Annotated in this window: 8 protein-coding genes and 1 pseudogene; 6 read left to right on the plus strand and 3 right to left on the minus strand. The window is 72.1% G+C overall.

Features of this window, described 5'->3' with window-relative positions; translation table 11 throughout:
- Positions 1-7: 7 nt before the first annotated feature.
- The 3 genes from OHA11_RS06810 to OHA11_RS06820 all read right to left on the minus strand — a co-directional run bounded on the left by OHA11_RS06810 (position 8) and on the right by OHA11_RS06820 (position 2,757).
- Entirely contained in the window at positions 8-394 is a 387-nt protein-coding gene (locus tag OHA11_RS06810; protein WP_266492988.1) for an STAS domain-containing protein, read from the minus strand.
- Positions 391-1,611, minus strand: coding sequence for a PAS domain S-box protein (locus OHA11_RS06815; protein WP_266492989.1), 1,221 nt, complete (start codon positions 1,609-1,611; stop codon positions 391-393). The genes OHA11_RS06810 and OHA11_RS06815 overlap by 4 nt, the downstream gene beginning before the upstream one ends.
- A gap of 516 nt (positions 1,612-2,127) precedes the next feature.
- Complete coding sequence (locus OHA11_RS06820; protein ID WP_266492990.1) at positions 2,128-2,757, minus strand: IS5 family transposase; 630 nt, start codon at positions 2,755-2,757, stop codon at positions 2,128-2,130.
- Between the two features lie 218 nt (positions 2,758-2,975).
- On the opposite strand from OHA11_RS06820, the gene OHA11_RS06825 reads away from it, so the two are divergent.
- The 6 genes and pseudogenes from OHA11_RS06825 to OHA11_RS06850 form a co-directional block, all read left to right on the plus strand.
- Positions 2,976-4,571: a TIGR02677 family protein gene (locus OHA11_RS06825; protein WP_266492991.1), complete on the plus strand. Its 1,596-nt coding sequence runs from the start codon at positions 2,976-2,978 to the stop codon at positions 4,569-4,571.
- Complete coding sequence (locus OHA11_RS06830) at positions 4,568-5,818, plus strand: TIGR02678 family protein (protein WP_266492994.1); 1,251 nt, start codon at positions 4,568-4,570, stop codon at positions 5,816-5,818. The genes OHA11_RS06825 and OHA11_RS06830 overlap by 4 nt, the downstream gene beginning before the upstream one ends.
- On the plus strand, positions 5,815-9,996 hold the full coding sequence (locus tag OHA11_RS06835) for a TIGR02680 family protein (protein ID WP_266492996.1): 4,182 nt from the start codon (positions 5,815-5,817) through the stop codon (positions 9,994-9,996). The genes OHA11_RS06830 and OHA11_RS06835 overlap by 4 nt, the downstream gene beginning before the upstream one ends.
- The gene (locus tag OHA11_RS06840) at positions 9,987-11,240 is read left to right on the plus strand and encodes a TIGR02679 family protein (protein WP_266492999.1); all 1,254 of its coding nucleotides are present in this window, start codon (positions 9,987-9,989) and stop codon (positions 11,238-11,240) included. Before OHA11_RS06835 ends, OHA11_RS06840 begins: the two co-directional genes overlap by 10 nt.
- 181 nt (positions 11,241-11,421) lie before the next feature.
- Positions 11,422-12,513 carry a DUF5954 family protein gene (locus OHA11_RS06845; protein WP_266493002.1) on the plus strand — a complete coding sequence of 364 codons (1,092 nt, stop codon included), beginning with the start codon at positions 11,422-11,424 and terminating at the stop codon, positions 12,511-12,513.
- A gap of 150 nt (positions 12,514-12,663) precedes the next feature.
- Positions 12,664-13,303, plus strand: a pseudogene (locus OHA11_RS06850) (tyrosine-type recombinase/integrase); the annotation flags it as partial.
- Positions 13,304-13,377 lie beyond the last annotated feature (74 nt).

Below are 13,377 nucleotides of genomic sequence, written 5' to 3' on the forward strand. Positions count from 1 at the left end.
GCGGCGGTCACGGGCGATCCGTACCGGTATCGGCGCGTCGCAGCCGCTCCAGCAGGGCCAGGCCCTGTTCGGCGTTGAGCGCGGTGTCCAGATGCCCCATCGGCACGCCGAGTTCCACCAGGGTGATGGCGACCGCCGGCTGGATCCCCACCACGGCCGCCTGCGCCCCCAACAGCCGGACCATTGCCACGATCCTCGCCAGTACCCGGGCGATGAACGAGTCGACCACGCTCAGCCGACTGACGTCGATGAGCATGCCCGACGCACCGGTGCGCGCGACCTCCCGGGTGAGCTGCTCCTCGATCTGTATCACCGTGGTGTCGTCCAGGTCGCCGTGCAACGCGACCAGGAGCGTGTCACCGATCTTCATGACCGGAACCACGTCTTCGGTCACCGCGACCCCCCGGACGTCAGCGCCCGGGCGGCCGCCGCCGCGGTCCCGGCCCGCTCGGCGAGCACCGCCAACGCCAGCTGCAACGCGTCCTGCAACGTGTTACGGGAGCGCAGGCGCCCCATGTCGATGCCCAGGTGCACCATGGACTGGGCCGTCTCCGGCCGCACCCCGCTCATGATGCTCACCGTCCCCATCAGGGCTGCCGCCTGGACCGTCTTCAACAGATGCTGGGCGACCTGGGTGTCGATGGTGGGCACCCCGCTGATGTCCAGGATGGCCACCTCTGCCTGGCTCTGCGCGATCTTCTCCAGCAGGCCCTCGGTCAGCCGCGTGGCCCGCAGCGTGTCCAGCGTGCCGATGATCGGCAGCGCCAGCACCTTGTCCCACACCTGGATCACCGGCGTGGACAGCTCCAGGATCTCGTCGCGCTGCCGCAGCAGCCGCTGCTCGGTCTCCCGGCGCTCGGTGACGTCCCGGATCGCCGCCGCCACGAGCGTCCCCTCAGCGGTCTCCAGCGGACTCAGGCTGATCTCGACGGGGAACTCGGTGCCGTCCCGGCGCATCCCGGCCAGCTCCAACCCCGCCCCCATCGGCCGCAGGCGGGGATCGGCGAGGAAGCCGGAGCGGTGGCCGACGTGGCGGTCGCGGAACCGCGGTGGCACCAGCACCTCGATCTCCCGGCCCACCAACTCGGCACGTTCGAAGCCGAACAGCGCCTCCGCTTGTCGGTTGATCAGGACGATCCGCGCGTCCGATCCCACGATCACCATCGCGTCCGGGGCCGACTCCAGCAGGCCGTGGAACAACGACTCGGCCCGCGCGCTCTCCGTGACGTCCCGGAAGACCTCGACGAAGCTGGTCACCGCCCCGTCCTCGCCGCGCACCGGCGTCAGCGCGATGTGGGCGAGGAATCGCCTACCGCCCTTACCGACACGCCAGCCCTGGAACTCCCGCTGCCCGTCCTGGCGGGCGGACTCCAGTTCCTGCTCCATCAGCCCGGCGCCGCGGTCTTCCTCGGTGTGCAGCACCGACATCGACTGCCCCACCATCTCGGGCTCCGTGTAGCCGGTCATCGCCTGGGCGCTACGGCTCCAGCGGACCACCTCACCGCCCGGCCCCAGTTTGACGACGGCATGGTCCGTGACCGCGTCCAGCATCACCTCAAGATCACGCAGGCTCGCCTCCGGATCCTGGCCGCCCCCTGGTGGCGTCGTCATGCCGGCCCCGCCCTTCCCCATCGTCAATTCCCCAGCCGGGCTGCCTCTTTGGCGGCGCCCCTGATCCCCGGCGCGGCCGATGCTACCCGCCACTACCGCAACCAATCAGGGCACCCAGCGCGCCGAACCGGTCAAAGGCCGCACACCGCCAGCCACGGCATCGGCACAGGCGAGGGCGCCGGGCGCTGCCTCCGCACCGCACATCCGGGAACGACGGCACCCCGACCGCCCCGGCGCGCCGCTGTCGACCGCCTGGAAGCTCAGCGAACAGTCACGTTCACCGCACTGCGGGATCAGCGATGATGCGTCGACGGGCACGGTCTTCCACTCGGATCACGGGGCGTAGAGAACTCCATGATCTTGGAAGCCGTGCCTGTCACGTTCCGGGGGGCACCGCCGAGCTGACGGATCATCACGAACCGGGCGACACGCGACTACGCCGAAGGACGGTGTACCGCGAAGTGGTGCAGCCGGTCGAGGGTCGTGAACGCGCGGGTGTCTGCCCGGGGCGTGCCCCTAGGTCGTTTCTGATGGCTCTTGGACGGTGTCGCGGAGCCAGATGACGATCGCGGTGACGGTGAGGGTGCCGTTGAAGATGTAGTCGCGTTTGTCGTACCGGCTGGCCACGGCGCGGAACTGCTTCCACTTGTTCACGCACCGCTCGACCGCGTTGCGGCGGCGGTACTGGGCCTTGTCGAAGGCCGGGGGCCGGCCACCGGAGCGTCCGTGGCGCCTGCGGTGAGCCCGCTGGTCACCAGGTTGCGCGATGGTGGCCTTGATCCCGCGCCGTCGCAGGTAGGCGCGGTTGTCCCGACTGGAGTAGGCCTTGTCGCCGCGGACCCTGTCCGATCGGCTGCGCGGGCGGCCCGGTCCGCGGCGTCGGATGCGTAAGGCGTCCAGCACCGGAGCGAACATCGGGCTGCCACCCCGCTGACCGGGCGAGGTCTGCCAGGTCAGCGGGCGGGCCCGGTCGTCGGAGAGCAGATGGACCTTGCTGGTCAGCCCGCCCCGCGAGCGCCCCAGCGCCTCGCGCCCATCCGCCTCCTCACGCGCCCCGCCCCCTTTTTGCGGGTAGTCGGCCGGAGGCCTGCGGGGCGCCCCGGCCGCGTGCTGATGCGCCCGGCAGGACGTCGAGTCGATGTTCACGGCCCACTCCTGCCGGGACACCTCGCGGGAATGCGCGCCGTCCGGGTCACCGGCGTCCGCATCGATCTGCAGCTCGCTACCGCTTGATGGATCGCATCTCGGCATCGGTGCAGACCCGGCGAACGGCTGCGGCGGCCGAAGGCGAGGGTGGCTGCGCTGCGTGAGGCTTCGGCCGCAGGTCCCGGAGGGGTGAGCGGGTCAGGGACAATGGCGGGGCGATGACGACTGATCCTTCCCGCGAGGTACGCGCCGACCGCCCCGACTACACGCCGTTCGCGCACCTGACAGTGCCCAACGCCGATCTGTACCGGCTCGTCATGGGTGCGTTCCTGGCGGCCAAGGAACGGTTCGCTGTGCACCTGCGTCCCGAAGACGTGTACGCGGCGCTGCCCCTGGAGCGCCGACCGGCGGAGCCGGAATCCGTCGTCAAGGCCCTGGACTCCCTCGTCGAGTGGGGAAACCTACGGGCTGATCCGGACACCGCACGGGTCACAGCGGTCGAGGACTTCTACCGCAAGCGGTTCATCTACCAGCTCACGCGGGCGGGTGAGGCCGCCGAGGAGGCGCTGGCCGGGTACGACGAGGCCCTGGGGCGGCGCGGCGCGCTGCAGGCGGTGGCGCTGCACGACATCGTCACCCAGCTGCGCGCCCTGCTGGTGATCGCGGCCGAGGAGGAACCCGACGCGGCCAAGGCCCATCTGGCGTTGTCCTCCCTGACGGGCCGGTTCGAGGCACTCGCCGAGAACGCGCGGGCGTTCATGGGGTCGCTGCAGCGCACCATCGACCTGCACGGCGTCGAGGTCGAGGCGTTCCTCGTGTACAAGGACCAACTGATCCGGTATCTGGAGCGGTTCATCCAGGATCTGATCACGCTGGGCGGCCGGATCGCTCTGTTGATCAGGGAGTTGGAGGGGCAGGGCCGGGTCCAGGGGCTGCTGCGGCTGGCCGCGGTCCGGGAGGCGGCCGACGCGGCTCCGGACGAGGCCGAGAGCGCCGAGGCGCGGGCGTACGTGCGGTGGCTGGCGCGCTGGTCGGGGCTCGCGGCCTGGTTCGTGTCCGGGGACGACCGCGAGTCGCAGGCCCGTTTGCTGCGCGGTCGGGCACTGGGCGCGATTCCCCAACTGCTCGCTGTCGTACGTCAGTTGAACGAGCGGCGGGCCGGGCGCTCCGACCGGTCGGCGGATTTCCGTACGCTGGCCCGCTGGTTCGCCCAGGCGCCGGACGACGCCGCGCGGCACCGGCTGTGGCGTACCGCGTTCGGTCTGCATCCAGCCCGCCATCTCACCGTCGACGCCGACACCCTCGCGGAGCGGGCCACCCGTCCGGTGCCGGCGTCCACGCCGTGGGCCGAGGCCGAGCCGCTGCGGATCAGTCCGCAGTTGCGCCGCACCGGGAGCTACGAGCGGCGCGGCAAACCGCGCAAGGTCCAAGGCCGTTCCGAGGAACGCCGGCTGCTCGAAGAGATCGCCGCCAAGCAGACCGCGGAGATCACCGAGGCCCGCGCCCGCCTGGCGACACCCGGGGTCACCCGCCTGTCCGGCCTGGGCGAACTCGACCCGCTCGCCTTCCGGTTGTTCCTGCAGCTCCTCGGGGACGCCTTGGCCACGTGGCGGCCCGGCACCGTCTCGACCACGGCGACCAGCAACGACGGCTCGATGGAGATCCGGCTCACCGCGCTCGCGGACGGCACCACGGCCGAAGTCCACACTCCCGGCGGCGTGTTCCGTGGCCCCGACCACAGAATCGAGATCACCGATCTCACCCGCGAAGCCCCCATACCGAAGGCCGACGCCCCACCGCAGGAGGACCGATGACGACACCCCTGGCCGAGGTGCTCGACGGCCGCCGCGCCGCGGACCTGCAAAAGGCCGCGCGAGCCCTGCTCAAGGAACCGCTGCTGCTCGCGCACGGATCGTACGCCGACGAGTTCCGCCTCGTACGCCAGCACGCCACCGAACTGCGTGACTGGTTCGACCGCAACACCGGCTGGTCCCTGCGGGTGGACGCGGAGGCGGCCCGGCTGCGCAAGACTCCGGGGACCCTCGCTGACGCCACGCATCCGGCGCGGGAGGTCACCGGCGCCCGCGCCCCCTTCACCCGCCGCCGCTATGTCCTGCTGTGCCTGGCGCTGGCGGCCCTGGAGCGCGGCGAGTCGCAGATAGCGCTCGGCCGCCTCGCCGAACAGGTGGTCCTGGACGCGGCCGATCCGCAACTGGTCGCGGCGGCGGTGGAGTTCACCCTGGAGCGGCGCGACGAGCGCCTCGATCTCGCGGCGGTGGTGCGGCTGCTGCTGCGCCTCGGGGTGCTGCGGCGGGTGGCCGGGGACGAGGAGGCCTACGTGAGCGGGAGCGGCGACGTCCTGTACGACGTGGAGCGCCGCGTCCTGGCGGGGCTGCTCGCCACCCGCAGGGGCCCGTCCACGGTCACCGCGCAGGACTTCGAGAGCCGGCTGGCCGAACTGGTCGCCGAGTCCGCCCTGGACAGCGACGACCTGCGCTTCAGGGCCATCCGCTGGACGCTGTACCGGCGCCTGCTCGACGATCCGGTGCTCTACTACGAGGAGTTGAGCGATGCCGAACTGGTCTATCTGACCCGGCAGCGCGGCTTCATCACCGCGCAGATCACCCAGCTGACCGGCCTGGTCGCCGAGGTGCGCGCCGAGGGCATCGCCATGGTCGACCCGCAGGACGACCTGACCGACGTCCGGATGCCCGAGCAGGGCACCCACGGGCACATCACCCTGCTGCTCGCCGAGTACATCGCGACGGCGGCCGGGCCGGTCACCGCCTCGGACCTGGAGCGGCGCGTACGCGAACTGGCCGCTGAACACGCCGGGTACTGGTCGAAGACCGCCAAGCAGCCGGGCGCGGAACCGCAGCTCGTGGAGCAGGCGCTGGCCAAGCTGACCGCGCTCGGCCTTCTCACCCGCACCACTGACCGGGTGGAGGCTCGCCCGGGTCTTGCCCGGTACGCGGTCGGCGAGACGGTCGTACTCGAACCGGGTACCCGCACGGGCGCGAAGGCGCCACTGCCCGCTCAGCGAAAGGCGCGTACGCGTTGACCAGCCAGGCCGCCCACACCACCGAAACCCTTTCCTCCGGTCTGCCCGTCCCCGTCCCCGGGCGGTGGCGTCCGCTGCGCATCGGTCTGATCGACCTCTTCTACTACGACGTGGAGGAGTTCTGGTTCCGGGACGGCAGACTCCTGCTGCGTGGCAACAACGGCACCGGAAAGTCCAAGGTCCTGGCCCTGACCCTGCCGTTCCTGCTCGACGGCGACCTGTCCGCCCGCCGGGTCGAGCCCGACGCGGACCCGGGCAAGCGGATGGAGTGGAATCTCCTTCTCGGAGGGGAGCACCCGCACCCCGAGCGGCTCGGCTACACGTGGATCGAGTTCGGCCGTCTCGACGAGGAGAGCGGGCAGGCTCACTTCCGTACGCTCGTCTGCGGCCTGAAGGCGGTCGCCGGGCGTGGCATCGCCCGCCACTGGTACGCCGTCACCGACCAGCGCGTCGGACCTCAGCTGAGCCTCCTGGACGCGACCGGCACCGCGCTGTCCCGGGACCGGCTCGCCGAGGCGGTCGCCGGGCGCGGCATGGTGTACGACCAGGGAAAGGTCTACCGCAGGGCGGTCGACGAGGCACTGTTCGGGCTCGGCGAGCGGCGGTACGCGGCCCTGGTCGACCTGCTGATCCAGCTGCGCCAGCCCCAACTGTCCAAGCGGCCCAGCGAGGCCGCCCTGTCGCGGGCACTGACCGAGGCACTGCCGCCGATGGACCAGGCGGTGATCGCCGACGTGGCCGAGGCGTTCCGGTCCCTGGACGAGGAACAGGACGAGCTGCGGGCGGCCACCGAGGCGGAACGGGCCGCATCCGCCTTCCTGGACCACTACCGGCGCTACGCCCGCATCGCCACCCGCCGCCGGGCCCGGCTGCCGCGCCGGGAGCACGCCCGCTACGAGCAGTTGCACCGCGACCTCGCACAGGCCCAGGCGGAACGCGAGCAGGCCGAGGCCGACCGTCAGGCGGCGGCCTCACGCGTCGCGGAGCTCAAGGAGGCGGCGACCCGGCTCAAGGCGCAGGACGCGGCACTGCGCGAAGGGCCCGAGATGCGCAGCGCGCGGGAGCTCGAACAGGCCGCGAAGGACGCCGAGCGCACCGCGGGCGCCCTCGCCCTCGCCGGGCAGGACCGGGAGCGGGCCGCGCACGCACACACCAAGACCCTGGGAAGACTCCACTCGGCCCAGAACCGTCTGGCGGGCGCCGAGAAGCAGCTCGCGGACATCCTCGTACGGGAACGGGAGACGGCCTCGGCCGCCCGACTCGACGGGGTGGCGGACATCGAGGGTGGCCCGGAGGCCGCACTGCGGCGCACGGCGGCCCAGTCGGTGGAGCGCGGGCGGCGCGCCGTCGATCACCTGGAGCAGCTGGCCACGCAGGCCGAGGCAGCGGCGGCCGAACGACGTGTGGCCCAGCGAGGCCTGGACGAGGCCGAAGCCGAGGCCGCCGACGCCGCACAACGCCAGGCGGAAGCGGGTGAGGCGGCGGCCGCCGCCGGTCGGGCTCTGCTGGATTCCGTACGTGAACATCTCGACGACTGCACCGAGTTGGCGCTGCCCGACCCCGCGGGCCTGCTGGACGGCCTGCAGGACTGGGTGACCCATCTCGACGGCCCCTATCCGGCCCGCGCGTACGCGGCCGGCGCACATCGCGCACAGGATGCGCGCCTGGCCGACCAATGGGCCGCTCTCGGCCAGCGCCTGACCGGGCTCGATGCGCGGCGTACCGAGACCGAGCGGGAGCTGTCCGAGCTGGAAGCGGGCGGTCAGCGCGGTCCCGCCGCGCCGTACACCCGGACTCCGGGTGTACGCGAGCATGCCACCGGGGCACCGCTGTGGCGCCTCGTCGACTTCCACGAGCACCTCACCGACGCACAACGAGCCGGTCTGGAAGCGGCGTTGGAGGCATCGGGTCTCCTGGACGCGTGGGTGCGCCCGGACGGCACAGCGACGCACGCGGACGAGTACGGGCACGACGTACTGCTCTCGCCGCAGACCATGCTGCCGGGGGCCACCCTCGCCGACGCCCTGCGCCCCGCCGTCGACCACGGCGACGCACGGGCGGCGGCCGTGGGCGAGGAGACGGTGCGCCGGCTGCTCGGGGCCATCGGGCTCGGCGTGAACGGCGACACCTGGATGGGTACGGACGGTCGCTTCCGGGTCGGCGCACTGACCGGCAGCTGGTCCAAGCAGAGCGCCGCGTACGTCGGTGAGGGCGCCCGCGAAGGGGCCCGCCGGGCCCGCATCATCGCACTGCGCGACGAACTCGGCTCTCTCCAGGGCGAGTCGACAGCGCTGCGGGAGGCGCGCGAGACGGTGTCGCGGCGCCGCGCCGCCCTGGACGCCGACCTGGCCGGCGTTCCCGACGATGCCGTGCTGCGCCAGGCGCACGAGCGGACGGCCGCCGCCGCGGACACCGCTCACCGGACCCGGCAGCGTCAGAACGAGCGCGCCACCGAACTCGCGGAGGCGGCCCGCAGGCAGGCCGAGACCGAAACCGAACTCACCGACACCGCGGCAGCCGTGAACCTGCCCGCCGACCGGCCCGGGCTCGTCGGAGTGCGCGATGCCCTGCACGCGTACGACCTCGTCCTCGCGGATCTGTGGCCCGCCCTGCGCGAGCGGGCGGACGCGACCCGCTGGGTCGGCGAACTGCGCGGCGAGGCCGAAGAAGCCGGTGCCCAGGTGGCCGAACTGGCGCTGCGCACCGAAGGGGCGGCGCACCTGGCGACCACCGCGGCCGAACGGCACACCACCCTGCGCTCCACCGTCGGCACCGCCGTCGCCGAACTGGAGCGGCGGCTGACCGAGACCGCCCGCGACCTGGCCGACTGCGAGCGCGAGACGCAAGCGGCGACCGAGGACCAGAACCAGGCGAACGAGCGTGCCCACGAGGCCAAGGGCACCATCAAGCAGTTGGAGAAGGACGTCGCCGAGAGATCCGCCGCCCGCACCGACGCCATCGCCGCCCTGCACCGCTTCGCGTCGACGGGTCTGCTGGCCGTCGCCCTGCCCGAGGCAGACGTACCCCCGCTGGACGACGGGCCGTGGTCGGCGACCCCGGCGATCGCCCTGGCCCGCGGCGTCGAGGCCGAACTGGCCTCCACCGACGACTCCGACAGCGCCTGGGAACGCGTACAGAAACAGATGAGCGAGGAGCACAAGAAACTGCAGGACTCGCTCTCCCGGCACGGACACACTGCCTCCCTGCGCCCCGCCGAGGACTGCATGGTCGTCGACATCGTCTACCAGGGCCGCGAGCGGGCCGTCCCGGAACTCGCCCAGGCCCTCGCCACCGAGGTCGAGGAACTGGCCCGCATCCTGTCCGCGCACGAACGCGAGATCCTGGAAACCCACCTGCTGACCGAGGTCGCCGGCACCCTGCAGGAACTGATCGCCACAGCCGAGCGCCAGGTACGGGACATGAACGCCGAACTGGAGGAACGCCCCACCTCCACCGGTATGAGACTGCGCCTGGTGTGGCGTGCCTCGCGCAAGGCGCCCACGGGACTGGCCCCGGCACGGGAGCGGTTGCGCCAGTCCGCCGACGCCTGGACCCCTGAGGACCGCGCGGCGGTCGGCGAATTCCTCCAGGAACAGATCGCCCGCCGGCAGAGCGAGGACGACACCGGCAGCTGGCTGGAACTGCTCACGGCCGCTCTGGACTACCGCGCCTGGCACGAGTTCGGCGTCGAACGCCACCAGCACGGCAAGTGGGTACCGGCCACCGGACCGGCCTCCGGCGGCGAGCGCGTCCTTGCCATGTCGGTCCCGCTGTTCGCCGCAGCCTCCTCGCACTACGCGAGCGCGTCCGCAGAACACGCGCCACGACTGATCACCCTGGACGAGGCGTTCGCCGGTGTGGACGACGACTCCCGCGCCAAGTGCCTGGGCCTGCTGCACGCCTTCGACCTGGACGTCGTGATGACCAGCGAACGCGAATGGGCCTGCTACCCGCAAGTCCCCGGCATCGCCATCGCCCAGCTCTCCCGCGTCGACGAGATCCCCGCGGTCCTGGTCACCCGCTGGGAGTGGGACGGCACCCGGCGGAGCCGGGCCGCCGGTCCGGAGAGCGTCGCGCCGACCGGTCCGGAGAGCGTCGCGCCGACCGGTCCGGACGCCGCTCCCTCCGGTGCCCCGGTATCCGGCACCGGCTTCGGGCGGGACGCGCTGTGGCAGTGACCCCCGTGCCGGAGCACGACGGCCCCATCGACCACGACCGGCTTCGGCGTCTGCTCGGCGACCCCGAACTCGGCTGGCTCGTCGAGAGGATCCGCCGCCGTATGGGACGCGAGAAGCCCCTCACCGGCCCCGTCTCCCTGTCCACCCCCACCGAGGCACAACGGGCCGCGGCCGAACGCCTCCTGGGCCGTCCCCCGCGCGCCGGACGCTCGCTGACCGTCCGGCTGGAAGCGGTGGACGCCGTGCTGCGGCGCTCCGCGATCAGCCCCGCAGGCCTGACCGCCGCCGTCACCGAGCTCACCGGCACCGTCACCCCGCTCAGCGAGACACGACGGCAGGAGACCCGTGCCTGGGACGCCGCCTACGCGCCACTCGACATCCTGAGCCGACAGCAGCCCGAACTGGCCCACTGGGCGGCACAGTTGCGGGGGGACGGTCTTGTACGCCGCCTCGCCCGCACCCCGGACGCCGCCCGCACCCTGCTCGCCGAAACGGCGCAGGCCCTCCGTGCACTCCCCGCGCACCCCCCGACACCCCTGCCCGTCTTTGCGACCAGGACACTGGGCCGCGCCCACGCCCTCGACGACGGCACCCCGCACGCAACCCTCGTTCTGTCCGGCATCCGTGCCCTGACCGGGTGCCCCGACGGCACCGGTGCCGAGTTCAGGCGTGCGGCCTGGGCCTCGGCCGGTGTCCTCAAGGACGCCCTCTCCTCCACCGTCCTCACCCTGAACCTGCGCGGCACTCCAGCCCTCGACCACCTGGCCGAGGAGGGAGAGCCCGCCGTGGTGACCCTGCGCCAACTCACCCTGCGACCACCACGGACAGCGCCCGCCACCGTGTACATCTGCGAGAACCCGGCCGTCCTGGCCACCGCCGCCGACACCTACGGCAGCGCCTGCCCACCTCTGGTCTGCCTCCAGGGCCAGCCGTCCGCCGCCGCCCTCACCCTGCTCGGCCGGCTCCACGACAACGGATCGTCCCTCCACTACCACGGCGACTTCGACTGGGGCGGCCTGCGCATCGCCACCACGCTCCTCGGCCGCGTCCCCTGGCAGCCCTGGCGCTACACCACCGTCCACTACCGCACCGCGGCCGCCAACACGCCCGCGACCGCACCCCTCGACGGCACACCCACCACAGCACCATGGGACCCGGACCTGGCACCCGCCTTGACCGAACTCGGCGTGCGCGTCGAGGAGGAGACAGTCCTGGCCGACCTGCTGGCAGATCTCGCGCCCTGAGCCCCTGACGGGGAGGTCGGCCACTCGGCCTCGGGGGCAGGAGGCACAGAGACAGTGCCCGACGCCACGGCAGGGGAGAGCCCGACTGTCCCATGGCGCACCACTCCCGGGCGCGGGTCGTGAGGTGGTGATGTTCGTGAACCCTCTGACACCGCACGCCACCCGCGGCAACAATGCGTACGTGAGTGATGACTGGAAGCGACAACTGGAACGGGCCGCGGCCGAACTCCTGCGCCGGGACGACCCGGTGGCCCTGGTCCGCGAGGTTGACGCACTCGACGCCTCAACCCGCTACCCCTATGTGTGGCCGCGCGGCCCGGTGTTCGGTGTGGCCGCGCTCGGCCCGGAACCCGATGCCCGCTGGCGGCTGGTGTCCGAGGCCACCGACGGCACCCCGCAAGAGGCCCGGGACGCCCTCAACTCGCTGTTGTGGTTCCAGGCGAAGGACGAGGCCGGCACTGTCGCCGAGCGCCGCGAACTCCTCGCGGCCGTACACCTCCTGGAGTGCGAGCGGATCGACGAGCTCACCGTCCTCGGCACCCGCTACCGCATCGTCCGCGGCGACGAGTACGCACACTGCGGCCTGACCGAGGGCCCGGAGCCGCCCCGCCCCACCGACCCCGAACCCGCCGACCGCTCCTGGCGCCACCAGCCCGGCCGCGGCCGGACCCTGCCCGACATCGGCCACCCCCTCGATGCCCTGATGGACGATCCCACGGCGTCTCCCGGCGTCATGGCCGAAGGCAACCGCCAAGCCCTCCGGGGCTTCACCTACGAGGGCGAGAACGTCCCGCCCGCCATGCGTGCCGAATCCCGGCAGGCGGTCCAAGACCACCCTGAACTCGTCCTGCTCCCGGTCGGATTCGGCGTCATCAAGCGCACCGGGACCGGCTGGAGCCCGGCCAGCAGACTCCAGCCGACCCCGCACGACGCTCGCTGCGTCCTCCACGACGGCCTGTCCGGGATCTGGGCCGACATGTACGACCTGGACACCGCGACCCGCGACGCCTACGCAAGCGCCGCCGAACACCTGGAATCCACACCGCACTTGAACGAGGTGACGGCCCAAGGCGCCACCTACCGCATCTGCCGCGTCGAACGCATGCTGCGCACCGGCCCCGACGGCCCCGAGCCGCCCCGCCGCTCCGACCCGGAGACCACCGAGCCGATGCGGATCCGCCCGCTCCTGGACGAACACGGCGTCATCCAGCCCGAGCCCGACAGCATGAGCACGGGCGGCGGCGACGGGCTGGCCGGTGAACGGTCGCACTGACGACCGACCGTGCGCAGCGACAACGACGGCGCGTGCCGATGCTTCCGAAGCCCCTGGCGAGGCAGTCTGGTTGGTGAGCACGGTTGTGTCCGGCACGGCGCACAGGTGAACCGCTCCGGGATCGGTGGAGGCAGACCCGGAGCGGTTCGCTCCCCGCTGACGCTGGCGTACATCCACTCTGTTCTCAGGTCCGCCCTGGAGCACGCCGTCCGAGAAGAGGAGATCCCTCGCAACGTCGCCCGCAACGTCCGCACCGGCACACCCCACCCCCGCCGCTTCGAACCACTGAGCGCCGACGAAGCCCGCCAGTTCCTCGCGGTCACGAACGAACACCGGCTGCACGCCCTGTTCGAACTCGTCCTCCACACCGGACTCAAGGGCGAACTCCTCGGCCTCCGCTGGGAAACCCTCAACCGCGACCAGGGGGCACCGCTGCTGTCCGCCGAACATTGCAGCGCACGTGTTCACCACCCCGGAGGGAAGAGCGATCGACCCGACCAACCTCACCCGCACCTTCATCAAGCTGCTCCGCAAGACAGGCCTCCGCCGCATCCGCTTCCACGACCTCCGGCACTCGACCGCCACCCTGCTCCTGGAACAGGACGTCGAACTCGTCGTGATCAAGGAACTCCTCGGCGACGCCCACATCGGCGTCACCGCCACCGTCTACGCCCACGTCCGACTCCGCCTCCAGCGCGACGCCATCGACACCCTCGGCACCGCCCTTGACGGCCCTGCCAACGACGAGTCGACCCGCGATCCGTCGCTGCGCGGAGCCATCGTCCGCTGACGTTGCCGTCGACTACTGCCGTCACTCATCACAGAAGCCCCGCCGGGACGCACCTGACGGGGCTTCCAGTTTGC

This window comes from Streptomyces sp. NBC_00878, assembly GCF_026341515.1.
Lineage (GTDB): Bacteria > Actinomycetota > Actinomycetes > Streptomycetales > Streptomycetaceae > Streptomyces.